At 40.7% G+C, this 24,568-nt stretch carries 22 protein-coding genes; 10 read left to right on the top strand and 12 right to left on the bottom strand.

Annotation, left to right across the window (positions count from 1 at the left end; translation table 11 throughout):
* Positions 1-9 precede the first annotated feature (9 nt).
* The 4 genes from murD to ACF8D3_RS15670 all read right to left on the bottom strand — a co-directional run bounded on the left by murD (position 10) and on the right by ACF8D3_RS15670 (position 4,084).
* Complete coding sequence (gene murD / locus ACF8D3_RS15685; RefSeq protein WP_392472323.1) at positions 10-1,368, bottom strand: UDP-N-acetylmuramoyl-L-alanine--D-glutamate ligase; 1,359 nt, start codon at positions 1,366-1,368, stop codon at positions 10-12.
* Positions 1,369-1,662: 294 nt separating this feature from the next.
* Positions 1,663-1,917, bottom strand: a complete 255-nt coding sequence (locus ACF8D3_RS15680) for a DUF6587 family protein (RefSeq protein WP_392472322.1) — start codon at positions 1,915-1,917, stop codon at positions 1,663-1,665.
* 56 nt (positions 1,918-1,973) lie between these two features.
* Positions 1,974-3,827 carry a ferrous iron transporter B gene (locus ACF8D3_RS15675; RefSeq protein WP_392472320.1) on the bottom strand — a complete coding sequence of 618 codons (1,854 nt, stop codon included), beginning with the start codon at positions 3,825-3,827 and terminating at the stop codon, positions 1,974-1,976.
* The gene (locus tag ACF8D3_RS15670) at positions 3,824-4,084 is read right to left on the bottom strand and encodes a FeoA family protein (protein WP_007480191.1); all 261 of its coding nucleotides are present in this window, start codon (positions 4,082-4,084) and stop codon (positions 3,824-3,826) included. Before ACF8D3_RS15670 ends, ACF8D3_RS15675 begins: the two co-directional genes overlap by 4 nt.
* Positions 4,085-4,229: 145 nt before the next feature.
* Between ACF8D3_RS15670 and xerD the strand changes: the two genes are divergently transcribed.
* The 4 genes from xerD (at position 4,230) to thrC (ending at position 8,727) form a co-directional block, all read left to right on the top strand.
* Positions 4,230-5,150: a site-specific tyrosine recombinase XerD gene (xerD, locus tag ACF8D3_RS15665; RefSeq protein WP_392472318.1), complete on the top strand. Its 921-nt coding sequence runs from the start codon at positions 4,230-4,232 to the stop codon at positions 5,148-5,150.
* Positions 5,151-5,283: 133 nt separating this feature from the next.
* The gene (locus ACF8D3_RS15660) at positions 5,284-6,099 is read left to right on the top strand and encodes a DsbC family protein (RefSeq protein ID WP_392472316.1); all 816 of its coding nucleotides are present in this window, start codon (positions 5,284-5,286) and stop codon (positions 6,097-6,099) included.
* A 128-nt stretch (positions 6,100-6,227) separates the two neighbouring features.
* Positions 6,228-7,529 carry a homoserine dehydrogenase gene (locus ACF8D3_RS15655; RefSeq protein WP_392472314.1) on the top strand — a complete coding sequence of 434 codons (1,302 nt, stop codon included), beginning with the start codon at positions 6,228-6,230 and terminating at the stop codon, positions 7,527-7,529.
* A 58-nt stretch (positions 7,530-7,587) separates the two neighbouring features.
* A complete protein-coding gene (gene thrC, locus ACF8D3_RS15650) occupies positions 7,588-8,727 on the top strand; it encodes a threonine synthase (RefSeq protein ID WP_004876355.1) in 1,140 nt (379 codons plus the stop codon).
* 58 nt (positions 8,728-8,785) lie between these two features.
* Here thrC and ACF8D3_RS15645 read toward each other — a convergent pair whose 3' ends face one another.
* Complete coding sequence (locus ACF8D3_RS15645; RefSeq protein WP_392472311.1) at positions 8,786-9,688, bottom strand: hypothetical protein; 903 nt, start codon at positions 9,686-9,688, stop codon at positions 8,786-8,788.
* Positions 9,689-9,935: 247 nt separating this feature from the next.
* On the bottom strand, positions 9,936-11,000 hold the full coding sequence (gene pbpG, locus ACF8D3_RS15640; RefSeq protein ID WP_130133757.1) for a D-alanyl-D-alanine endopeptidase PBP7/8: 1,065 nt from the start codon (positions 10,998-11,000) through the stop codon (positions 9,936-9,938).
* A gap of 211 nt (positions 11,001-11,211) precedes the next feature.
* Between pbpG and ACF8D3_RS15635 the strand changes: the two genes are divergently transcribed.
* Genes ACF8D3_RS15635 through ACF8D3_RS15625 form a run of 3 tightly spaced genes read left to right on the top strand, consistent with a single transcriptional unit; the run spans position 11,212 to position 14,880 of the window.
* Positions 11,212-11,847, top strand: a complete 636-nt coding sequence (locus tag ACF8D3_RS15635) for a response regulator (protein ID WP_004876352.1) — start codon at positions 11,212-11,214, stop codon at positions 11,845-11,847.
* A gap of 14 nt (positions 11,848-11,861) precedes the next feature.
* Positions 11,862-13,427 (top strand): sensor histidine kinase, encoded by a 1,566-nt coding sequence (locus tag ACF8D3_RS15630; RefSeq protein ID WP_392472308.1) that lies wholly within the window; start codon positions 11,862-11,864, stop codon positions 13,425-13,427.
* 22 nt (positions 13,428-13,449) lie between these two features.
* Positions 13,450-14,880, top strand: coding sequence for a sigma-54 dependent transcriptional regulator (locus tag ACF8D3_RS15625; protein ID WP_007480198.1), 1,431 nt, complete (start codon positions 13,450-13,452; stop codon positions 14,878-14,880).
* A gap of 37 nt (positions 14,881-14,917) precedes the next feature.
* Here ACF8D3_RS15625 and ACF8D3_RS15620 read toward each other — a convergent pair whose 3' ends face one another.
* From ACF8D3_RS15620 to lptF, 4 genes are all read right to left on the bottom strand, one after another.
* Entirely contained in the window at positions 14,918-16,093 is a 1,176-nt protein-coding gene (locus ACF8D3_RS15620; RefSeq protein WP_004876346.1) for a S41 family peptidase, read from the bottom strand.
* An 80-nt stretch (positions 16,094-16,173) separates the two neighbouring features.
* Complete coding sequence (gpmI, locus tag ACF8D3_RS15615; RefSeq protein WP_136458757.1) at positions 16,174-17,724, bottom strand: 2,3-bisphosphoglycerate-independent phosphoglycerate mutase; 1,551 nt, start codon at positions 17,722-17,724, stop codon at positions 16,174-16,176.
* A 117-nt stretch (positions 17,725-17,841) separates the two neighbouring features.
* Positions 17,842-18,912 (bottom strand): LPS export ABC transporter permease LptG, encoded by a 1,071-nt coding sequence (gene lptG, locus ACF8D3_RS15610; RefSeq protein WP_004876343.1) that lies wholly within the window; start codon positions 18,910-18,912, stop codon positions 17,842-17,844.
* A complete protein-coding gene (lptF, locus tag ACF8D3_RS15605) occupies positions 18,912-20,012 on the bottom strand; it encodes an LPS export ABC transporter permease LptF (RefSeq protein WP_392472305.1) in 1,101 nt (366 codons plus the stop codon). The genes lptG and lptF overlap by 1 nt, the downstream gene beginning before the upstream one ends.
* 157 nt (positions 20,013-20,169) lie before the next feature.
* On the opposite strand from lptF, the gene ACF8D3_RS15600 reads away from it, so the two are divergent.
* From ACF8D3_RS15600 to ACF8D3_RS15590, 3 genes are read left to right on the top strand one after another with little or no spacing between them, the layout of a single operon-like run.
* Positions 20,170-21,618: a leucyl aminopeptidase gene (locus ACF8D3_RS15600; RefSeq protein WP_392472303.1), complete on the top strand. Its 1,449-nt coding sequence runs from the start codon at positions 20,170-20,172 to the stop codon at positions 21,616-21,618.
* 6 nt (positions 21,619-21,624) lie between these two features.
* Positions 21,625-22,041 carry a DNA polymerase III subunit chi gene (locus ACF8D3_RS15595; protein ID WP_392472301.1) on the top strand — a complete coding sequence of 139 codons (417 nt, stop codon included), beginning with the start codon at positions 21,625-21,627 and terminating at the stop codon, positions 22,039-22,041.
* A 35-nt stretch (positions 22,042-22,076) separates the two neighbouring features.
* Positions 22,077-22,703 (top strand): hypothetical protein, encoded by a 627-nt coding sequence (locus tag ACF8D3_RS15590; protein ID WP_392472300.1) that lies wholly within the window; start codon positions 22,077-22,079, stop codon positions 22,701-22,703.
* 40 nt (positions 22,704-22,743) lie between these two features.
* On the opposite strand, the gene ACF8D3_RS15585 is transcribed toward ACF8D3_RS15590, so the two are convergent.
* Positions 22,744-23,403, bottom strand: a complete 660-nt coding sequence (locus ACF8D3_RS15585) for a riboflavin synthase (protein ID WP_392472299.1) — start codon at positions 23,401-23,403, stop codon at positions 22,744-22,746.
* A 159-nt stretch (positions 23,404-23,562) separates the two neighbouring features.
* A complete protein-coding gene (locus tag ACF8D3_RS15580; RefSeq protein WP_392472297.1) occupies positions 23,563-24,405 on the bottom strand; it encodes an MIP/aquaporin family protein in 843 nt (280 codons plus the stop codon).
* Positions 24,406-24,568: the final 163 nt, after the last annotated feature.

Here is a 24,568-nt window from a genome sequence, read left to right as displayed (position 1 = left end):
CTTCAGTTCCTAGTTTTTATTTTCATTCAAGGCATTTACACATGCCACGAATTGATGTCCACGATCATTATAGCTTTTGAACATGTCAAAGCTAGCACAAGCTGGCGAGAGTAAAACAACATCCTCAGCTTGTGTGACTGTTTGAGCAAGCTCAACAGCAGCTTTGAGCGTATCAGCATGCTGAATGATTGTAGTGCCTTGGATGGCTTGCTCAATTATCGCGGCATCTTCACCGATCAGAATGACATTTTTGACATATTTTTGTATCGCATCACGCAATGGACGGAAGTCTTGACCCTTACCCTGCCCACCTAGAATCAATGCAAGTTTACCTTTTTTTACATCAATCGCAGCGCCCAAACCATCAATCGCAGCGAGCGTTGCACCAACATTGGTACCTTTAGAATCGTTGTAATATCGGACGTTATCGACTGTTTTCACAAACTCACAGCGATGCTCCAAACCTTTAAAGGTTTTTAATGTGTTAAGCATCGATTGCATATCTAAACCAACTGCTTCGCCTAATGCCAAACATGCTAAAGCATTCGCGACATTGTGCATGCCCTGAATATACATTTCAGACGTTTTAAGCAAACGTTCACGGCCTCGTGCCAACCACATTGTACCGTCTGCATCACGAAGTACACCATATTGATTCAGATCAGGTGCATTGAGACCAAAACTTTGCATTGGCGTAACATCTGGAACCAGCGGACGACTGAGATTATCATCACGGTTAAACACCACTTTTTTCACACTTTGGAAAATACGATGTTTAGCTTTGTGATAGCCCAACATGTCACCATGACGATCCAAGTGATCCTCACTCATATTAAGCACAACTGCAACTTCTGCATTTAAATGCGAAGTCGTTTCAAGCTGAAAACTTGAAAGCTCCAAAACAATCAGCTCAGGCTTATCTTGCAAAAGATCAAGCGCAGGGCGACCAAGATTTCCACCTACAGCAACTTTTTTACCCGCATCTTCTGCCATTAAGCCAACCAAAGTCGTTACAGTACTTTTTGCATTGGAACCTGTAATCGCAATAATTGGCGCATCTGTTGCACGGCGTAAAAGTTGGATGTCACCTACAACAGGAATACCCGCCTCAATTGCCTGTTGAATTTCTGGGAGCTGTGGTGCAAGCCCTGGACTTAAAATAATTTCTTCCGCTTGTAGCAAAAGCTCTGTATCTAATTTCCCAAAGCTCGTTCGAACGCCAGCAGGAATTTGATCATGACCCGGTGGAGTCTCTCGAGAGTCTGTTACTGCAACTTGGTAGCCCTGTCCATGTAGAAAGTTTACAGCTGATACGCCAGAGATTCCCAAGCCAGCCACAACTTTTAATCCACCACGTTGTATTAACATTTTTGCCCCATTTGATTGCAGATCACAGAATGGCAAAAATGTTAGCACTTTACTGTTTTAAATGCTTTTTCAGTTTTAGTTTTATTCCGTCTTTTTTGTGTCAGTGAGTAAAACAAAAGCGATCCTTAGCCACTTCGATTTCCTCATGGTTTATGAAGCTTCATAAATGAAGTTTTAGCTTAATTAAATTCAAAACCATCTTCTTTTTTAAAACTTCTTTTATTTAGAGCTATTTTATTTTTTCAGCATAAAAAAAATACCCATATCAAGTATGGGTATTTATCATTTTGTTTCTTATCGCCATTTCACTGTTTGCACAGCTTCAGTAGTTTTGCTGTCATTTTTTTCATCGACAGCACATCCACAACCACCGCCACAGCCTACTGCCACTTTAGGTTTAAACCATTTTGCCAAACCATTCCAGCCGAATTTTTGGCAGATATTCGATAGTCCTAAAAATGCAGAGTTCGCAGTCTGAGGGAACACTTTTTTAAAGACAACGATAGCACTCCACAGCACCAATACTGCAACAATTAAGTATTCAAACATAAGCGTCTCTCCAATGATTCCCTCCCTCTTTTAAAGGGAGGTGTAGTGGGATTTCATTACCCCCAAATGCGTGATGCGATTTGGTAGGTAAAGAAAGACATTAAATAAGCTAAACCAAACAAATAAGCAGTCATCACTGCGACATGCTTCCAAGAACCTGTTTCACGGCGAACAGTTGCCAGTGTTGCTAAGCAGTGTGGCGCATAAACAAACCAAACCAGCAAAGATAAGCCTGTAGCTAAAGACCAACCTGAGCCATCAGCACTGATTAAATGTGCTAAGCCTTGAGCAACGGCATCATCATCAGCACCAGATAAGGCATACACCGTTCCTAATGCAGCAACCACAACCTCACGCGCTGCCATTGCAGGAATCAAGGCAATACAGATCTGCCAATTAAAACCGAGCGGAGCAAAAATTGGTTGCATTACATGCCCTAACATTCCTGCAAAACTATAATCAATCGCTGGCTGTGTCGCACCATCAGGTGCTTGAGGGAAGGTGCATAGGAACCAAAGCAAGATTGAAAGTGCAAAGATAATTCCACCGACACGCTTCAAGAAGATCTTGCCGCGATCAAGTAAACCAATACCCACACTCTTTAAATCTGGAATACGATAACTTGGCAGCTCAAGCAGTAATGCATGCTGTGATTTATCTTTCTGCAAAAATTTCATCACAAATGAAACACACAATGCGCTCACGATGCCTGCCATATACAAACCGAATAACACCAAACCTTGCAGGCTAAAGATCCCCCACACGGTTTGACTTGGGATAAATGCGGCAATTAACAAAGCATAAACAGGTAAGCGTGCCGAACAGGTCATGAGTGGTGCAACCATAATCGTGGTAAAACGATCACGCGGATCACTAATACTACGTGTTGCCATAATTCCCGGCACTGCACAGGCAAAACTTGAAAGCAAAGGGATAAATGCTCGACCACTTAAGCCTGCTTTAAACATCAACTTATCGAGTAAGAAAGCTGCGCGTGGTAAATAACCAGATTCTTCCAACACTAAGATAAAGAAGAATAAAATCAAAATCTGCGGCAAGAACACCACCACACCGCCTGCACCGGCGATAATTCCATCTACTACAAGACTTTGAAGTAATGGTTGCGTAATGTGTTCGCCTAAAGTTTCACCTAACCAACCAAAGAAGCCTTCAATACCATCCATGAATGGCGCAGCCCAAGCGAATACCGCTTGGAACACGATAAACATCATCACCGCTAAGCTGAGCAAACCCAGCACAGGATGCAAGAAAATGCGATCTAGGAAATCTGTACGCTTATCCTCCTGATCAACGAAGTTCACCACATCTTTAAAAATCGTTTCGATTTTCTGATGGTGTTCACCCGTTAAACCACTTAATTCTGTTTGCGGAGCGGTATATTTTTCTTGATCCAAGGCATGCAGTAAGTTTTCGATCCCTGTATTACGCACAGCCACTGTTTCCACAACAGGGACACCAAGGCGCTCAGACAGTTTTTGCGTATTGATCTGGATGCCACGACGACGCGCTTCATCCATCATGTTCAACACCACAAGAATTGGTCGACCCAATTCAATCATTTCAAGCACTAAACCCAAGTGCAACTTTAAGTTTGTCGCATCAACCACACACAAAAAGGCGTCTTGTTGCCCTTCCTCAGCAATTTTACCTTGGCAGACATCACGCGTAATCTCTTCATCAGGACTCGTCGCAAGTAGACTATAAGTACCCGGCAAATCTAAAACACGTACACTTTTCCCAGAAGGAAGCTGAAAATGACCGACTTTACGCTCAACGGTCACGCCTGCATAGTTGGCTACTTTTTGGCGTGTTCCAGTAAGGTGGTTAAATAGAGAAGTTTTACCGCAGTTTGGATTTCCCACAAGGGCAACACGTAACGCATCACTCATGCAGGTGCTCCTTCAACTTGAATTTCAATTTTTTCAGCTTCAGTTTTACGCAATGCAAAACGTGTAAAACCAATTTGGATTAGGATCGGATCGCCACCAAAAACGCCTTTGGTAATGACTTGTACTTGTGTACCAGGAACAAAGCCTAAACTTTCTAAACGAATCGCCACTAAATCTGGCTGTTCAGAGTCATCAACCAAGCGATTTACCTTAGTAATCATCGCCGTTTGCTTGACTTTTAATGCTGACAATCGCACCGCTACTAACCCTAAAATCTTTTATCTTAGTATACATACAAATGAGAATAATTACCAAAAACAATATCAATGGCATTTGCTTTTGTCACACATCGACAACAATTCATTTTTCTTTTACAGTGCTCATGAATATAGGGCATCATTTATGTTAAATAAAAAACCTCGAATCCCTTCTGCGGTTTCTATTCCCAATGATCTTAGTTTTTTGCAAGGTTTTCGCGATTATCTCGTGGCTCAGACCGTGAGCCCACATACCCGTAATGCCTATTTATCTGATCTGATTCAATGTAGTGAGATACATAAAAGTCAAACCTTGCCAGAATGGTCAAGTGAAGATATTGCTGATGTTCTGATTGCGCTCACTAAAGCAGGAAAAAGTCCTCGTTCTATTGCACGTTGTTTATCTGCCCTACGCCAATTTTATAAATTTCTAAGAGAACAAGGTATTCGGGATGACAATCCCGTTGCCACTCATCGATCACCTAAAATTGGTCGTGCGCTTCCTAAAGATTTATCTGAGCAAGATGTAGAAGCACTGATCAACGCACCAGATATTAATACCATGTTAGGGCTACGAGATCGTGCCATGCTAGAGGTTTTATATGCTTGTGGACTACGTGTCTCTGAATTACTTAATTTACGTTTAGAACTGATCAATTTAAAACAAGGTTTTCTTCGTATTACAGGTAAAGGTAATAAAGAGCGCCTTGTTCCTTTAGGTCAATATGCCTGTGATTGGATTGAAAAATATTTAGCAGACTCACGACCACAACTTTATAAAAGTAGTACTGATTATCTGTTTTTGACTCAACATGGTGGGATTATGAGTCGACAAAATTTTTGGTATGCGATTAAGCGTTATGCTTTACAAGCAAATATCCAAGCGGAGTTGTCTCCACATACGTTACGTCATGCCTTTGCGACACATTTACTTAATCATGGTGCTGATTTGCGTGTTGTACAAATGCTACTTGGTCATAGCGACTTATCTACCACACAAATTTATACCCATGTTGCTCAACATCGTATGCAAGAATTACACACCAAATACCATCCACGTGGCTAAAATGACCTTTTATCTTAGAAAAAGATAAAACATGATTTCGTTCACAGTCACTATGCAAGATTTAACGAAGTCATTTCATTTTTTTGCTATGCTTAGCCCCTTACACACATGAATACGTACAAAAAGGTTCTTTATGTTGTTTACTCGATCTCAGCTTGTAATTGCTTGCACATTAGCATCGACACTACTCCTAAGTGCCTGCTCTAAAGAAGATGCCGCACAAAAACAAGATGCTCTTACAGCAACGGCACCCGCAACAGGTGAAGCATCTACATTAAGCGAGCGCAATGCACAACAACGTTTAGTTTCAACCTTAGAAAAGAATTTTAAAACAGCCAATATCAACGCCAAAATTATTACAATCAAAAAAACTGAGGTTCCAAACCTATTTTGGATCAGCTTAGAAGGTATGGGTTCAGTCTACGCTACTGCTGATGGCAAATATATTATCCAAGGTGATGTCATCCGTTTAGGTGACAAACAACTACATAATGTCAGTGAAGCACTACAAGCTACTGAAAATAAAAAGCACTTAGCTGCACTGAAAAATGAAGATTTAATTGTTTATCCTGCCAAGGATGGCAAAGCAAAACATGTCATTTATGTATTTACCGATTCAAGCTGCCCTTATTGCCATAAACTCCATGAACACTTAGGTGAAATTACCGCGAAAGGGATTGAAGTTCGTTATATCGCTTGGCCACGTGGTGAACAATTCATGCCAACCATGCAAGCAATTTGGTGTAGTGAAGATCGCAAAGCTGCATTCGATCAAGCCGCTCAAAGCTTACCAGTGTTAGCGAATGAATGTAAAAACCCTGTACGTGAACAATATCAGCTTGGTTTAAACATGGGTGTGAATGGTACGCCAGCAATTTACAATGTCGATGGTGAATATTTAGGTGGTTATATGACACCTGATGAAATCGTTCAACGCTTAAACAAATAACCCCTCTCATCTTCTTTCAAAATAACGACTAGGGCGACAGATTAAAGATCATCTTAGCCCTAGTGTCTGCGCACTTTTTTAGCTATGATCAAGCTTCATTAAAACGATTGAATAAAATGGAGTGTGACGTGAAACCAGTTCGTCTGGCGATACTCGGTCTTGGTACTGTAGGTGGTGGAGCCCTTAAATTACTACAAGAAAATGCTGCTGAAATTAAACGCCGTACCGGTCGAGAAATTCAAATTACACACGTAGGCACTCGCCGTCCACGTCCAGATCTACAACTCGATGGAATTAAACAAAGCGCTGATATGATGGACATCGTCCGTCAACCTGATGTTGATGTAGTGGTTGAAGTTATGGGTGGCATTCACCCAGCTTATGAAATCATCATGGAAGCGATTAAGCACGGCAAACAAGTCGTGACTGCCAATAAGGCTTTGCTTGCTGAGCACGGTAACGAACTTTTCAAAGCAGCCGAAGACAATGATGTACAAATCGCCTATGAAGCAGCGGTTGCAGGCGGAATTCCAATTATTAAAGTCATCCGTGAAGGTCTTGCAGCAAACCATATCGAATGGCTTGCAGGCATCATCAACGGCACAGGTAACTTTATCCTGACTGAAATGCGTGAGAAAGGGCGTGCATTTGACGATGTCCTAAAAGAAGCACAAGAACTTGGCTATGCAGAAGCTGATCCAACCTTTGATGTTGAAGGGATTGATGCTGCGCACAAATTAACGATTTTGGCTTCATGTGCTTTCGGTATTCCACTTCAATTTGACAAGGTATATACCGAAGGCATCAGCAAAATTACAGCACAAGATGTGAAATATGCTGAAGAATTAGGCTTCCGAATCAAGCATCTTGGTATTGCGCGTCGTGCTGAAAAAGGGATTGAACTTCGTGTACACCCCACGCTCATTCCTGATGAACAACTCATTGCAAATGTGAACGGCGTTAAGAATGCCGTACTCGTTCAAGCCAATGCCGTAGGCCCAACATTATATTACGGTGCTGGTGCTGGTGCTGGTCCAACAGCATCTGCTGTTGTTGCTGATGTTATTGATATTGTCCGTGATATTTCATATACCGAAGACGGTGCTGGTACAATTCCACAGCTTGCCTTTGAAGCATTGACCAATATGCCAATTCTCAGTCGTGAAGAAATGACGACTGGGTACTACATCCGCTTAAATGCAGAAGATCAAACAGGTGTATTAGCTGATGTAACGACGATTCTAAGTCGCGCAGGCATTAGCATTGATGCCATCATGCAACAATCTCGTCTCAAAGATTTGATTCCTATCGTGATCTTAACGGATCCAATTGTGGAATCAAAAATGGATGCAGCATTAGCACAAATTCAAGCATTACCTGCAATTCGTGGCGAAATCGTTAGAATTCGTTTAGAATCGCTCGATAGTTAATCAGGTTGAGGGAAAATGACTTCCCTCACCCCGCTCTACCTCATATTGGAACACCATCATGTCGAATGCCAATCGTTATACTGGTCTTGTAGATCGTTATCGTGACCGTTTACCTGTGTCTGCAACTACACGTGCAATTTCTTTAGGTGAGGGTAATACTCCACTGATTAAACTAGAGAACATTCCACGTCTTATTGGCAAAAACGTTGAAATCTATGTGAAATACGAAGGTCTAAACCCAACAGGTTCATTTAAAGACCGTGGTATGACAATGGCTGTGACCAAAGCAGTTGAGGAAGGTTCTAAAGCGATTATCTGTGCGTCTACAGGCAACACTTCAGCTGCCGCAGCTGCTTATGCAGCTCGTGCAGGCATCAAAGCGTTCGTATTAATCCCAGAAGGCAAAATTGCCATGGGTAAAATGGCACAAGCAATGATGTATGGTGCGATCACGATGCAAATTCGTGGTAACTTCGATGATGGTATGCGTCTAGTCAAAGAAGTTGCTGACCAAGCGCCAGTAACCATCGTTAACTCAATCAACCCTTACCGTTTGCAAGGTCAAAAAACCATTGCTTATGAAATTGTAGAAGCATTGGGTCGTGCACCTGATTATCACTGCTTGCCTGTCGGTAACGCGGGTAACATCACTGCGCACTGGATGGGTTATACAGAAGCTGTAGCAAATCAGCCTGCGGATCAGTTTGAGCAAGTGATCTATGATGCAGCGACAGATCAATTTACAGGCCCAAAACCAGAAGGCTTACCAACAATGGTTGGTTATCAAGCATCTGGCGCTGCGCCTTTCTTACGTGGCGCACCTGTTGAAAACCCAGAAACAGTTGCAACAGCGATTCGTATTGGTAATCCACAAAGCTGGAATCATGCAAAAGCAGTTGTACGTGACTCTAAAGGTTGGTTTGATGAACTTCAAGATAGCGAAATTTTAGAAGCACAACGTTTACTGTCTATGTATGAAGGTGTATTTGTAGAGCCTGCTTCAGCTGCTTCTATCGGTGGTGCTATCCGTGATATCAAAGCAGGTAAAATTGCTGAAGGTTCAGTCATTGTATGTACAGTTACAGGTAATGGCTTAAAAGATCCTGATACTGCAATCAAGCAATGTGCTGATGCCGTAATGTTGTCTATTGATGCAACGATGGATCAAGTGAAAGATTCTATTCTTTCTAATATGTAAGCTATCTTTGATACATCAAAAAAACCTGCTACGGCAGGTTTTTTTTGATCTTTAAGCTTCAGGATTCTTTATTCATTTCATCAAACAGTTCAGCTCGCTGTTCATCGCTTAAGTCCAATTCTTCGGCCAACTCCTGAATCAATTCTTCAACAAGAGCTTCAGCATCAAAGTCTTCATCCTCTTCTTCGCCCCAGCCATCTTCATGATAGCTATACTGCTTGGCTAGTTCGTTTTCAATCGTTTGTATTTCCTCTAAACTAATTTCTTTTATTTCAAATAAAGGCTGTTTGAGCAAAGGATTAACAGCATACAACCCCTCTTCCTCCCAGCCCTGCAGAATAGTTAAAGTTTGAATTTTATTATTATATTTTAATGCTTTACTATTTTTTATTATAGCTTGTAATAATACAGGTTGTTCCGACAAATCTTCAAGTGAACCCTTAAGCTGGATATCCTCATAATCATAATCTGCAAAAATAGTTCTGACATTACTTTTTAATTGCTCGGGCTGATCTGCATAAGCTAAACCTGCAAAAAACTCATCATGTTCTTCCACCCATTGTTGTTTTTTGACTGACCAAAGTGCATAAAACTTCGCTTCATATTCAAACTGAACCAGTTGAAATTTCTGCATATCTGCAAGTTGAATAAATTCAAAAGTATCCTCATCACTTAGGCTTTCAGGCAGCGTATCTCGAGAAACTTCACCCTCCTGATAAATATGTTCACCACAACGTAAAAAGACAAAATCATCCAATTGTTTTAATAGTGCCTCATCTGCATCAAACAATGATTCAACCTCATAGAGTGCAAAATCACGCGCCCCACTGATTTCTAGTTCCTTATAGGCCGCTTCCGCTTGCTCTTTGTCTTGAAAAACATTGTTAATACGGCTCCCTGACACATAAAAAACTTCATCGTTGTAGCCAAAGTATTTTTCACGAATCACATAGGTGCTCATGTTGTTCCCCTAATTTATTTATCACTGAATTGTTTATTTTTCTGATGTAAAGCTTAACCACTGTAAAATCAACGGAATTGATTTACAACATTGTATGAGAAGTCATCACCTCAAATTGTGATTCAACATTAACCGATTTTTATTTTAAAAACGAATATACTTCATTGATATATGACAAGTTATGTCGTTTTATTTGAGCATAAAAAAACTCTTCACCAAGAAGAGTTTTTAAATCGAACCAATGGTATTAAATACGTTTTGGCAATGTCGCAACCCAGTTCAATAAGTTCGTTGCATCGTTGGTACGTGCTTGAGAGCTCGATGCACCAAGTAGCACGACAACAGCTGGACGAGAATTCACAGTTGTATGCATCACTACACAACGTCCCGCTTCATTGATAAAACCTGTTTTTGACAAGTTAATATTCCAACCACCATTACGAACCAAGGCATTCGTGTTATTCGATTTAAGAACACGATAACCCAAATTAAAATCATAAGTTGGTGTTGTAGAGAACTGGCGAATTAAACCATATTGTGAAGCCGTACTTACAAGAATACCCAAATCACGTGCTGAAGATACATTATGTGGATCCAAACCAGTCGACTCAGCATAACGAGTCGAATTCATGCCTAATTGTTTTGCTTTCGCATTCATTGCTGCAACGAATGCAGAACGACCACCTGGATATGTGCGAGCCAAGGCAGCAGCAGCAGGATTTTCAGACTTCATTAAAGCGAACAATAACAGCTCTGCACGATTCATCGTGTCACCCACTCGTAATGTCGAGCTTGAGTTCTTGCCACCAGCACCTGCAAAGTCGATTGAATCAAGTGTGATCTCTTCAGACATATTCAAACGTGCATCAGCAGTAACCACAGCCGTCATGAGCTTAGTAATCGAAGCGATCGGCACAGACATATTACTATTCTTGCTGAATAGCACCTCACCTGTCTGCGCGTCCATCACCAACGCAGAACGTGCATTTACTGAGGGTTGACTAGTCGATCCAAAGGTATCGCGAATCTGGACGCTTTTCTGCGGCGTAGCAGAAGAGGTAATTGTCGCAGAACCGCCGTTACGTAAAGTTGTAGTAACCGACGTTGAACCTTGAGGGCTAATTTCTGTTTCATCATCATCCATTAACTGGCTAGCATCACTTGCTGACCAACTAATCGATGCAGACGAAGCGCCCACACTCGAAGCTGCCGAATTGTTGTTAACAACTAAATCAGCAAAGCTTGTTGAACTCCAAGCCAACAAGATAGACATGCCTAGAACATGCATGACAGATTTTTTAGAATTTTTCACGACACAATACTCAACTCAGGACGCTGCACATTTGCGCTTACTATCATTATGCCTTACATTTGAACAAATCGGGTAAAGCATTTATAGACACAATTGTGTACAACTATTCTCTAATGATGAAGAATAGGATTGCTAATTTTGTCGTTTCATTGCAAGCTAATTTTGCTTTATGTAACAAAAAACCAGTTTTTTGGAAAAAAAGGAGGTCTTCTTGATCACTGTTCTTGTTGTTGATGATCATGAACTCGTACGCACAGGCATTTGCCGTATGCTAGAAGACCATCCAGATGTTGATGTTGTCGGGCAAGCAGAGTCTGGAGAAGAAGCAATTGCTTTAGTACGTCAACTTCATCCACAAGTCGTACTACTTGATGTAAATATGCCTGGGATTGGGGGGGTAGAAACGACGCGCCGCTTGTTACAAACTGCCCCCGAAACTAAGGTTATTGCCGTTAGTGGCTTAGCAGAAGAACCGTATCCTTCATTATTATTGAAAGCAGGTGCCAAAGGCTATATCACCAAAGGTGCGCCTATCGCAGAAATGGTTCGTGCGATTAATAAAGTGATGCAGGGTGGAAAATATTTTAGTGCAGATATTGCAGAGCAACTTGCTAGCTCATATCTCTCTGATACTCAACAATCACCTTTTGATGCACTTTCAGAACGCGAAATGCAAGTGGCCATGATGGTGGTTAACTGTATTAGTGCCCAAGAGATCGCTGATAAATTATTTGTAAGTGTAAAAACCGTAAATACCTATCGTTATCGTATTTTTGAAAAATTGGCAATTGATAGCGATGTCAAATTGACCCATCTTGCGATTCGATATGGACTGATTAAACCTTAATAAAGTGATCGCCTATGTTGGGAAAAATCGCTTCTTCTGTATCACAAACAGTCTATCGGCTGGGAATTTGGTATAGCGGCTATAGACTGATTATTTCAGTCAGTCTTTTGCTTATTTATATGCTCACGGCTGAGCAACTAGCAACCAACTATGACTATCCTTTTTTATATTTTTACACGCTCGTTTGCTATATCGCGCTAAATATTTTCCAGCTTTTTTTGCTCCAAGTTCTGCCCATACAAACGTCTAAACAGCTGATTTTTATCTTCCTTGTGGATGTGATTTGCTTAAGCTTAATTACGTTCTCATCAGGAGGTCCTAATCTCCAACTTAGCCTGTTGTATGTCATTATTATTTTCTCCTCCGCTATTTTATTAAATGCCCAACTTTCTCTAATTATCACGCTATTCGCAGTGATTATGGTGGTTTATCAACGCTTCCTTGGTAACTTTTTTGATTACAACAACTTAAATCATTTAGGCAATAGCATTTTCCTTGCCTTTCTGTTCTTTGTCGTTCATTCAATTGGGCGAATTGCAGTTCAACGTTTTAAGATTTTAGAAACCCTAACCTTTCATCAATCCATTGAAATTCATCAACTACAAAATATCAATCGTTATATTCTCGAACAAATTGAAGATGGTTACTTAGTCTTAGATGAAAGCAACCATATTGTGTTGACCAACCCAGCTGCCAATACGCTATTAGGCATTAATGTCCCTGTTTCTCAAGAAAAAACGCCATTAATTAAATGGCAACCTGATTTATTTGAGCTGATCAAATTCAGTGAGTTAGAAGATGGGGAAGAATTTACCTTTGAATCACAGCAAAGCCCATATACCGTCAATGTTCGCGTGAAGCATCTGGTTGTTCCAGAACAGCCTCTTTTTTTATTGATTTTGAAAGATGCGCAGAAGCTCAATCAACAAGTACAACAATTAAAACTTGCTGCGTTAGGACAGCTTTCAGCCAGTATTGCCCATGAAATTCGAAACCCTTTAGCTGCGATCGTTCAAGCAAATGATTTATTTAAAGACAGTGATGCTCATCAACAAGAAATGCTTTCTAAAATGATTCGCAAACAAGCGAAACGAATTGATAGTATTATTCAAGATACTTTGGGGATGGCTCGTAATAAGCCCACTGAACCACAAATTATTCATCTCGAAGAATTCTTTACCAGTCTATTAAATGAAGATTTGGCTGATGCAAAAGATCAAATTCAATTAAATCTGCTTGAACCAGTAAATATCTTATTTGACGAAAAACAACTTCGTCAGGTGATGATCAATCTGATTAGGAATGCTCTAAGACACAATGCAGAGAATGCAGAGTTCATTCAGATAAATATCGACTTAAATAATGGGCGTACTCGCATAGATGTTGTCGATTTTGGGACAGGAGTCGCAAAACGAGATATTTCTCAACTGTTCAAGCCATTTTTTAGTACCGAAATTAAAGGAACTGGTTTAGGATTATATCTGTCTCATACTTTTTGTGAGGCAAATCATGCAAAGCTCACTTATGTAGAGCAACAACAAGGAGCATGTTTCAGGATTGAATGCTCAAAAATTCATTGATTAGATTAGGTTTTTCGGGGAAATGGCAACTAAACAACCACTCGTTCTACTCGTAGACGATGAAGAAGACTTATGTCTTTTAATGCAAATGACGCTATCTAGAATGGGGATCAAAACTCATTTAGCATATCGTGTAGAGCAAGCAAAAAAATTCTTTACTGAGTTTCAATACGATGCTTGTTTGACTGATTTAAACCTTCCAGATGGTAATGGTCTAGATTTAGTTAAGCACGTCACACAAAATTATCCGAATACGCCAATTGCAGTCCTTACAGCTTACGGCAATATGGATACGGCGATTGCAGCACTGAAAGCAGGTGCTTTTGACTTTGTCAGCAAACCAGTCAATCAAACACATTTAGATCAGCTCATTCAAAAAGCTTTAAATCGACCTCAGCCTGAGCAAGAAGCTGCCGAAACAGCCTTAGAAAATAAGCTCTTGATTGGGCGTTCTGCTCCTATTCAACAATTGCGTATTGCATTAAAGAAAATCGCCCGTTCGCAAGCGCCTGTTTTCATTACAGGTGAATCGGGAACAGGGAAAGAAGTCGTTGCAAACCTTGTGCATCGTTTAAGCAACCGCAGTGAAGGTCCTTTTATCGCAATTAACTGTGGTGCTATTCCAACAGAGCTCATGGAAAGTGAGTTATTTGGGCATAAAAAAGGTAGCTTTACTGGTGCAACCCAAGATAAACAAGGGTTAATTTTATCAGCACATGGCGGTAGTTTATTTCTAGATGAAATTGCTGAACTGCCATTAAGTATGCAAGTAAAACTCTTGCGTGCCGTGCAGGAGAAAAAAATTCGCCCTGTTGGTTCTGATCAAGAGATTGATGTTGATTTCCGCGTGATTAGTGCCAGCCATCAAGACTTAGAATTACTTGTGCAGCAAGGGCGTTTTAGACAGGACTTATTCTTCCGTATCCATGTCATGGATATTGTTCTGCCTCCGTTACGTGAACGCGGCCAAGATATCTTGTTATTGGCAAATCACTTTATTCAAAAAATTAGTCAAGAGTGGGAGCTTCCTGCAAAATCAATTTCTTCGAGAGCAGAACAGTTTTTACTACAACAGTATTTCCCAGGAAATGTACGTGAATTACGTAACATCATCGAACGCGCCATTACCTTAAGTGATGATGAAACGATTGATCTTGCTCATTTACAAACTGCACCACTACGTAGTCCAATTCTTGCTCCTGCCGCATCACTTTCCGCGCCAGAAGAAGTTGAATATGTACAACAGAGTCCAAGCCCAACCATGAGTTCTAAAAAGCTTCCTCCAGAAGGGTTGGAACGCTATTTAGAAAATATTGAAAAAGAAGTTTTACTCAATGCATTGAATTTAACGCATTGGAATCGAACTTTAGCGGCGAAGAAACTTGGAATGACATTTAGATCATTACGTTACCGCTTGAAAAAATTTGGTTTAGATACTGAAGACGACGAATAATCATTAAAAAAAAGCCCCTTTGATTAGGGGCTTTTTTTTATAACTTGCTTTTCAGCGTGAACTCTGCGACATGATCCAAATAGTTATCTTCTTTTATCTCTGGAGATAAAGGATAGATTTGATTCGGCTGGATCCCTTGCCCTTCAATCATATTTCCATTGGGTGTGTAGTAGTGAGACACAGTCATTTGCAAAGCTGCACCATTCGGTAATGGGAAAAGCTTCTGAACAACGCCTTTACCATAACTATTCTCACCGATAACCCAAGCACGTTTATGTTCTTTTAATGCTGCTGTAAAAACTTCTGCGGCTGAAGCGGAACGACGATTAATCAGAATGCCAAGTTTAATTTTCTGAAACTTATTTGCTGGTAATGCCTGAAATTGCTGATCGCCTTCTGAGCGACTCTTCGTCGTAACAATAAGCCCGTCATTCAAAAACAAATCTGCGGATTCAACTGCTGCTGAAAGCAAGCCGCCAGGGTTATTTCGCAAATCCAAAACAACCGCCTTTAATTTATTTGGATTGTATTCTTCAATAATCCGTTTAATTTCATTTGCCGTATCTTGTTGAAAAACGCGAATTTTTAAGACCAACACTTGATTATGCAATAAATCCGGTTCGATATCGGTTTCGACCTTTTTATTTCGGACTAAAATTACCGTGCTATTACTATTTTCAGGTTGTATTTGAATGGTGCTACCAATCGAACCATATAACAGCCCTTGTACTTGGTCTTGGTTCAAATTCTTTAATTCTTGATTATCAATTTTGATGATGGTTTGACCATTTTTCAAACCGAGCTTATTTGAATCAGAGCCACTTTTAAGATCCTGAATCTGCCATGAACGAGTATGGTTATCATAATTGAGATTGAAATCAACAGAAGCGAGATCACCCTCTGTATATTGAATCAACTGACGGTATTCCTCAGCAGATAAATACCGAGAATAACGATCTAAGCCACCGACTAGCCCTTGAACGGCTTGTTGGAAAAGCGCTTCATCAGATTTTTTATCAACATAATTGTCTTTAACAATGCCATAAATCTGCACAAATTGCTGAATTGATTCAATCGGGACTTCAGCACTACGTGGAGCAGCCTCATCGTCCCATCCCGATGCATGTGTAATCGGTGCAGCAAAAGTGATATGTGACCAACACATCAACACACTTGCAAATAGTGCACGGTAAATGTTGTTGTGTTGAGTCATTCTTTCACCTTATTTATTTTATAAAATCTTCCTAAATCCCCCATTGGATAAGAGGGACTTTCTTATCTTACAAATAAGAACTAGGTTGATTGTAATGTAATTAAGTTTTTACCTTGCATTTCGCTTGGTACAGGAATTTGCATCAAACTCAAAAGTGTTGGAGCAACATCCGCCAATACACCACCTTCAGCAATCGTTGCCTGTGTTGGCCCGACATAAATAAAGGGTACTAACTCAGTGGTATGTTGAGTATGAACCTGACCACTATCATAGTCTTGCATTTGCTCTACGTTACCATGATCAGCCGTAATTAACATATGACCTTTGTTTGCCATCACTGCATCATAAACACGGCCTAAACATGTATCGACCGTTTCAACAGCTTTTACAGCCGCACCAAAGACACCTGTATGTCCGACCATATCACCGTTTGCATAGTTCACAACGAGCAAATCAAACTCACCAGAATTAATCGCGCTCACCAGTTCATCAGTCACTTCGATTGCACTCATTTCTGGTTGTAGATCATAAGTTGCAACGTTTGGTGATGGAATTAAGATACGCTTTTCACCAGCATATTCATCTTCACGGCCACCACTAAAGAAGAACGTCACATGCGCATATTTCTCAGTTTCAGCAATACGCAATTGGGTTTTACCTAAACTAGATAGATATTCACCAATTGAGTTCTTTAAAGCTTCAGGCATATAAGCAACTGGCGCATCGATGCTCGCTTGATAACGTGTCAACATGACAAATTTAGATAAATTCGGTACAACTTTACGCTCAAAGCCAGCAAAGTCTTTTTCAACAAAAGCTCGGGTAATTTCGCGCGCGCGGTCAGCACGGAAATTCATGAAAACAACACTATCGCCATCTTGTACTTTTACAGTTTCGCCAATACGGGTTGCTTTGACAAACTCATCATTCTCTTCTGCTGCATAAGCAAGCTCTAAGCCTTCTACAGCACTGTTGGCTACACGAGTCGCTTCACCCTCTGTCATCAAACGGTAGGCTTGTTCTACGCGATCCCAACGATTATCACGATCCATTGCAAAGTAACGACCAATCATCGAAACGATACGACCTTGATTTGGATATTGTGCAAAAAGTGCATCTAGTTTTTCTAATGACGGCTTGGCACTACGAGGTGGTGTATCACGACCATCTAAGAAAGCATGTAAATAAACCGTTGCGCCACGCTTTAATGCAAGCTCACACATTGCCACAATATGATCTTCATGTGAGTGAACGCCACCTTCAGAAAGCAAGCCCATTACATGAACAACGCCATTAGCTGTTTTAGCTTTCTCTACAGCATCCACCAACACTTCATGCTCAAAGAAATCGCCTGTACGAATATCTTTAGTAATACGAGTAAAGTCCTGATAAAGCACTCGGCCTGCACCAAGGTTCATGTGTCCAACCTCGGAGTTACCCATTTGCCCATCAGGTAAACCAACATCTTCGCCGGAACCAGAGATTAAACTATTTGGATGCTTTGCTTTCATCGCAGTCAAGTTTGGTGTTTTCGCTGCTAGATACGCATTATCTTCAACTGCTTCACGATGTCCCACACCATCCATAATTACAAGAACGTGAGGAATTTTGCCAGCATTTGCATCCGTCATAATGGACTCTCTGTTTGTCTATCATTTGATCGGCATATTTTACCGAAATTTAAGCGAATTCTCTACGACCTAACTCATGGCTTTCCTCAATGCTGAGGATAGAATTGTCAAATCAGTTTATCTTGCTCGATAAAGCAAATAACTGCCTACCCCAAACATCATCAGAATCGGCAATAACACAAACCACGCAGGCGAAGGTGCATACACTAAACTTGCATATCCCAAGAAATCTTGTAGATAGAAAAACCCAAGACCCGTGAACAAGGCAATAACCAAACGGAAGCCCATCGATTGTTGACGTAAAGGACCGAAAATAAACGAACAGGCGATTAATACCAAGGCAATCATGGCAAATGGAGATGAAACTTTCTGCCAAAAAGCCAACTCATAAGTTTTCGGCACTTGGCTATATTCTTTTAAATATTGCATGAAGCTAATCAGCTGACTTGGTGATAAATCATCTGGATCTAAAGTCACCATATGTACATATTTGGGTTGTAAAGCCAAACCAAGAGCTTGTTGCTCATGATCCGTTTTAATAGCGTTCCCTTGAGCCAGTAAATCAACCTGATGTGATTGCTCTAAATTCCACTGACCATCTTTAACAAATTGACCTTTATCCGCAGTGATAAAAGACTGTAAGCGGTAATTTTCATCAAAATCAATGGACTGAATATTACGCAATTGCCCTTGCGAGTTCGCATAATCAATATAGGTAAAGCGCTGACCTTCGCGTGACCAATAACCCTTGACCTCACCTAAAGTGGCAACACTACGTTGTTTCTTGATGCTTTGTGCTTTTTCATTGGTATAAGGGATCACCCACTCACTTAAGACAAAAGACAAAACAATCAATAAAAGTGCAGAACGCATAACCCAGCCAACGATACGCCACAGACTAATACCAATCGAGCGCATAACAATCAATTCACTATTAGATGCCAAAGCACCCAATCCTAAAACTGAACCAATCAAAGCAGCAACAGGGAGAATCTCATATAAATAGCTTGGAGCACCCCACAACACATAGAGGAAAGCCTGCCATGCGTTATAGTTATCTTTGAGTGAACCCAATTCACCTAAATAGGTAAATAAAATCTGTAAAAATGACAAGACCAGCGTGGTTCCGAGCATCGCTAAAACCGTGGTTTTCACGACATGTTTGGCAACTATTCGACGTGCTAACATCACAACCCCACTCGCTGAATACTTTTCTTTATTTTTGGTGCTAACTTTTGTTTACGTGCAAAAATTGCCGCAGCAGTCGCATAAACTAGCAACGCCGCTGGATATGCCCAAACATCCAACTCACCTTTACTAATACGAGTCTTAATTGCGATCATCAATACAATTAAGCTGGCAAAAATAAAAATTGAAGGAATAAGACGATAATAACGACCTTGTCGAGGACTCACTTCAGACAACGCAACAGCTAACATTAATGCAACGACAATGACAAAAGGACCGAAAATTCGCCAACCCAATTCACTTCTAACAACTGAGTCGTCACGTTTTTGCCACAACTTACTCATTGATAATGCTTCAACATCATCACTTTCAAATTTAACATCCTTATCATTTTCTAAACGTAAACGATAAGACTGAAATTCGGCTTGGGTATATTTGGGCTGATTCGGGTAGATCTCATAGCGGCGACCTTGTACCAAGTCAACTACATTTGCCGTGTCGTTTGCCATCTCGACGCGTGTCGCTTCTTTTGCCAGAATCATGACGTCTGGCTTATCTTCACGATCTGCTTTTTGATAATAGAAAATGTCTTTTAAGTTCTTTCGATCTTCTGAAAGAGAACCCGCATAAATTGTATAAGGGCCTGAGGAAATAAACTCTCTCGGTCGAACTAAATCAAAACCCGCACGAACGGCTTGGGTTTGCATCAAATTTTCATAAGCACGTATGCCTGATGACGAACCCCAGAACATTAAAAATGACTGAACAAACAAATAAACCAAAGTCATCGGCAGCAATAATCTTGCTAATTGATTTCGACTGACCCCACTGCCATTCAAAACTGCCATTTCATGATCGACATACAGACGACCAAATACCAACATTAGACCAATAAAGAAACCTAATGGCAGAATCAAAGTTAAGAATTCTGGCAGACGATAAGCAATAATACTGAGCAGCACGCCAGCATCCAAACGACCTTGTGCAGCTCGTCCAAATATCTTGATTAACTGACCACCCATGATAATTAACGTGAGTAAGGCAGTCACAACCAGAGAGGTGGACACCACTTGTTTGACGAGGTAACGCCGAATAATCAAAGTAATGCTTCCAAAAATAGACCAATCGAGGGGTAGTGCTAGTTTACCCGAATGTTAAAAATATAAAACCTATCGCTTGTTGCGGATTGCAACCTCATATCTGAAAGTGTTTAATGGAATGATCTCTGTTTTTTATGCATTAGGTTTTATATAAACAATGAAATTTACCCTGCACACCCCCCTTCCTGCGCAATCATCTAGTGAATCTTTATGGATTTTGGTTGATTCAGAACAACTACAACAAAATTTAAATTCATACCAAATCAAAGACCTAGAAGAATCTATTATCGCAACTCAATTCAAAGCAGGTTTTAATGAAAACTTAGCACTGATTGCAAAAATTGCTGCACAACCAAATGCTCAAATCCTTGGATTGGGTAAAAGTAATGAGTTAAAAGCGATTAAATTAGCAAAACTCGCACAAACCATTATCAAATCATCACAAAATAAATTTAAACAAATTAGTGTCGATTTATCTGCATTACCAACTGATTTACATCATTTGTTTGCACTTAGCCTCACTCAATCTGCTTATGGTTATGATGAATTTAAGTCGAAAAAGAACGAATTTGTTTTAGAAACGATTGATCTCATCGCAAGCCAAACATCTTTAAATGAAGCGCAATTGAACTTGATCCATGCAGTACAGTCTGGCCAGAGCTACGCGCGTGATTTGGGTAACCGTCCAGGCAATATTTGCTTCCCAGAATATCTTGCAGATCAAGCACTCGCATTGGCAAAACAATACCCTGATTTACTTAAAGTCACCGTATTAGATGAGCAGCAAATGGCTGACCTTGGCATGTACGCATTTCTTGCCGTCAGCAAAGGTTCAGATCGTCCAGGTCGTATCGTTACACTAGAATATAATGCCAATACTGATCAAGCACCTGTTATCTTAGTGGGTAAAGGCGTAACTTTCGATACAGGTGGTATTTCGCTTAAACCTGGTGCTGGCATGGATGAGATGAAATTCGATATGTGCGGCGCTGCTTCCGTTCTCGGTACGATGCAAGCACTTTGTGAAGCAAAACTTCCAATTCATGTCATAGGTGCAATTGCTGCTGCTGAAAATATGCCATCAGGTCATGCTACACGTCCGGGTGATATTGTCACAACGATGAGCGGTCAAACGGTTGAAATCCTAAATACCGATGCTGAAGGCCGCTTAGTACTGTGTGATACATTGACTTATATCAAACGCTTTAACCCTGCCCTTGTAATTGATATCGCAACTCTCACAGGTGCATGTGTTGTTGCACTTGGCAAAGTAGTGAGCGGCTTATTTACGCCTGATGATGAACTCGCTCAAGATCTACTCCAAGCTGGCGAACAATCACTTGACCGTGTATGGCGTATGCCAGTAATGGAAGAATACCAAGAACTACTCGATACGCCTTTTGCTGATATAGCCAATATCGGTGGGCCACATGGTGGCGCGATTACAGCGGCTTGCTTCCTTGAACGCTTTACCCGTGAATACCGTTGGGCACACTTAGACGTTGCAGGTACAGCATGGTTATCCGGTGCAGCCAAAGGTGCAACAGGTCGTCCAGTTCCATTGCTCATGCAATTTTTAGCAAATCGTGCTCAGACGAATCACTAAGGTTTGATGTTAGTGAACCCGCAGATTAGTTTTTATCTCTTTGAAAATAGTACAGAACGGCAAGTCGAAAGTGCTTGCCGCCTATGTCGCAAAATTCTGAATCAGCATCCTCAAATCTGGTGGCATTGTACTAATTCAGAATTACAAACTGAACTCGACGAGAAACTTTGGACTTTCGACCAACTTAGTTTTATACCGCATGGTATTGATACGCCAAACAGTGCAGTTTGTATTTCCGCAGAACTTCCACCATCGAAAGATTGGATCGTGTTTAATTTTAACAATCATGCACTTGAACTAACTCAAGATTTTCGCCACATTATCGAGATTATTGAAAATAATGAGACTGCTAAGCAGATCGGGCGAGAAAAATTTAAATTGTATCGTCGTTTAGGCATTGAGCCTCGGACATTTAAATTATAAATCTGTATGAGATGAGATCATTTGAGGAGTATCGTGTGGCATTAAATGTAGGTCAGGACTTTAAGAAACGTTGGCTCAATACCCCTGAAGCTGTTCGTCAAACCTATCAGGAAGATCTAGCGCGCATCTGTGACCTGCTGCAACCACAAACATCAATTCAAACGTGGAAATTTGATGAGGAAAAGGCTCAACACATTTCGCAACAACGTATTGAACAAGCCTATGCTGATCTCAAAGCAGAATTAATTGAACAAGCGCGCATTCGCAAGCAACTTGCACTTGAGAAAGCCTTAGAAGAGAAACGTGCCGCTGAAGCAGCGTATGCTGCCCAGCTCCATGCCGATGAAGCAAAGCAATTTGAGCAACAAACTGAAAACTTAGTGGCTTTACGCAATCATATCGATCAAGAAATTGCTCAACAAACTGAACGTTATCAACCAAATCCTGAGCAACCAAGTATCGACTTTGCGCAACCGCAACGTTTGGTTATTGACGATCAACAGATTTTATCTGAGTTGGAAAGTGTGCGTGTACGCTTAGAATTGGAAGCAGAAAGTCTCATTGAACAGGCCGTCACTGTTTTCCGCGCCAAATTGCATGCTCTAGCTCAAGATGAAATCGAATATATTCTAAAGAACAGTGAATTCTCAGATGAAAAGTAATAAAAAGCCCAGTTTGAACTGGGCTTTTTATTCAGGTCTATTATTTTAAAAAACCATTTTCAGCTAAGAAAGCCATGCTGATATTGGATTCTGTTTTCTGCTCTGCTGCTTTATCACCCAACAATAAGCGCTCAATATAACGTGCTAGCACATCAACTTCTAAATTCACTTTCGTACCCACTTGCCAAGTGCCGATATTGGTACGTTCTGCTGTATGTGGAATCAAATTTAAACTCAAAATATTGCCACGTAAATGATTAATCGTCAGGCTAATACCATCCACAGTCACTGAGCCTTTTTCTGCTAAATATTTAGCTAACTCAACAGGCGCCGTCACTTCAAAATATAATGAACGTGCATCTTCACGAACCAAAGTAATTTCACCCAAACCATCAACATGACCACTGACAATATGTCCGCCAAAACGCGTGGTTGGCAACATTGCCTTTTCCACATTCACAGCTTGGCCCACTTTCCACTGACCTAAAGTGGTTCGATTCAAACTTTCACGAGAAACATCTGCTGCATACCAGTTTGCACCCCATTCAATTACAGTCAAGCAGATCCCATTGGTTGCAATTGAATCACCCAAATGCACATCAGACATGTCTAAATCAGTTTGAATACGCAAGCGTACATCACCGCCCACACTTTGCAGGCTCTCAACCTTACCTAAACTTTCAATAATACCTGTAAACATGAGACTTATAACCTACCTTTATTCAAGTACGTGCTAGCGTGAATCAAATACCTTAAAACAAAGGACTAGAGATAACAAGCCACTCTTCGCTCAAATCTCCCTCTACAAAAAAAGGGCAATCCTTTGATCGCCCTTATAGATTTCATTAAAACCAGCTTATCAAGACTGCATTTCTGAAATTTGCTTTTCAGCATTCGATTTAGTTTCGACTTGATGGTTAACCAAGAAATGACTAAAAAATAATTTATATCCCAAAACACCCAAGCACGCACCAACAATCGGAGCAATAATCGGAACGATAAAATAAGGAATATCCCGTCCACCCGTAAAAGCAATAGGACCCCATCCTGAAAAATAAGCCACTATTTTCGGGCCAAAGTCACGCGCAGGATTCATTGCAAAGCCTGTCAATGGACCAAATGATGCACCAATAACCGCCACCAACAGACCCACTAACAGCGGAGCTAACGGCCCACGCGGCAAACCATTACCATCATCGCCAATCGCCATAATCAACCAAAGCAGCAACATGGTAATAAACATTTCAACCATGAACGCTTGTCCAATAGAAAGCAAATGATGAGGATAGGTTGAAAAAATTCCTGCCAACTCTAGACTTTCAACACTGCCACGAACCATATTATGACTTTGCTCATAATCGATAAATAGATTGCTATATAAGCTATAAACCAGAAAAGCACCTAAAGCAGCACCAGCCACTTGGGAAATGATATAGAAAGGTACTTTGCGTTTATCAAAACCTGCAAATAAAGCCAATGCAATCGTCACAGCTGGGTTCAGATGCGCACCAGAAACACCTGCCGAGAGGTAGACAGCCAATGCAACAGCAAGGCCCCACACTAAGCTAATTTCCCACAACCCCAAACTTGCCCCTGCAAGTTTAAGTGCAGCAACCACACCAATACCAAATGATAGAAAAACTGCGGTAGCGAAAAACTCTGCTACACATTGCCCCAATAAGGTGGGTTCCGAGCGACTCATAACAACCTCTCTTGGTCATCGCTGCAAATAGGCAAGACCCTAAATTAAGGACGGCAAATTATATTTATTCTCTATTATGGTCAATATCATTTGGTAATTTTTTGAACGATTAGTAAAATTATTCTCTATAAAAAAATAAGATATAATTCTCTTTAAACCAAAT

The sequence above is a fragment of the Acinetobacter sp. YQ_14 genome (assembly GCF_043102985.1).
GTDB classification, from domain to species: domain Bacteria; phylum Pseudomonadota; class Gammaproteobacteria; order Pseudomonadales; family Moraxellaceae; genus Acinetobacter; species Acinetobacter venetianus.
This window is presented reverse-complemented; position numbering and strand designations above follow the sequence as displayed.

What these genes read in the sequence shown, in the direction of transcription:
- ACF8D3_RS15680 (WP_392472322.1), bottom strand. Translation starts at nt 1,917, where the DNA reads ATGTTTGAATACTTAATTGTTGCAGTATTGGTGCTGTGGAGTGCTATC.
- lptG (WP_004876343.1), bottom strand. Translation starts at nt 18,912, where the DNA reads ATGTTAGCACGTCGAATAGTTGCCAAACATGTCGTGAAAACCACGGTT.
- ACF8D3_RS15580 (WP_392472297.1), bottom strand. Translation starts at nt 24,405, where the DNA reads ATGAGTCGCTCGGAACCCACCTTATTGGGGCAATGTGTAGCAGAGTTT.
- ACF8D3_RS15630 (WP_392472308.1), top strand. Translation starts at nt 11,862, where the DNA reads ATGTTGGGAAAAATCGCTTCTTCTGTATCACAAACAGTCTATCGGCTG.
- thrC (WP_004876355.1), top strand. Translation starts at nt 7,588, where the DNA reads ATGTCGAATGCCAATCGTTATACTGGTCTTGTAGATCGTTATCGTGAC.
- murD (WP_392472323.1), bottom strand. Translation starts at nt 1,368, where the DNA reads ATGTTAATACAACGTGGTGGATTAAAAGTTGTGGCTGGCTTGGGAATC.
- ACF8D3_RS15660 (WP_392472316.1), top strand. Translation starts at nt 5,284, where the DNA reads ATGTTGTTTACTCGATCTCAGCTTGTAATTGCTTGCACATTAGCATCG.
- ACF8D3_RS15600 (WP_392472303.1), top strand. Translation starts at nt 20,170, where the DNA reads ATGAAATTTACCCTGCACACCCCCCTTCCTGCGCAATCATCTAGTGAA.
- xerD (WP_392472318.1), top strand. Translation starts at nt 4,230, where the DNA reads ATGTTAAATAAAAAACCTCGAATCCCTTCTGCGGTTTCTATTCCCAAT.
- ACF8D3_RS15645 (WP_392472311.1), bottom strand. Translation starts at nt 9,688, where the DNA reads ATGAGCACCTATGTGATTCGTGAAAAATACTTTGGCTACAACGATGAA.
- ACF8D3_RS15675 (WP_392472320.1), bottom strand. Translation starts at nt 3,827, where the DNA reads ATGAGTGATGCGTTACGTGTTGCCCTTGTGGGAAATCCAAACTGCGGT.
- ACF8D3_RS15625 (WP_007480198.1), top strand. Translation starts at nt 13,450, where the DNA reads ATGGCAACTAAACAACCACTCGTTCTACTCGTAGACGATGAAGAAGAC.
- ACF8D3_RS15595 (WP_392472301.1), top strand. Translation starts at nt 21,625, where the DNA reads ATGTTAGTGAACCCGCAGATTAGTTTTTATCTCTTTGAAAATAGTACA.
- gpmI (WP_136458757.1), bottom strand. Translation starts at nt 17,724, where the DNA reads ATGACGGATGCAAATGCTGGCAAAATTCCTCACGTTCTTGTAATTATG.
- ACF8D3_RS15620 (WP_004876346.1), bottom strand. Translation starts at nt 16,093, where the DNA reads ATGACTCAACACAACAACATTTACCGTGCACTATTTGCAAGTGTGTTG.
- ACF8D3_RS15585 (WP_392472299.1), bottom strand. Translation starts at nt 23,403, where the DNA reads ATGTTTACAGGTATTATTGAAAGTTTAGGTAAGGTTGAGAGCCTGCAA.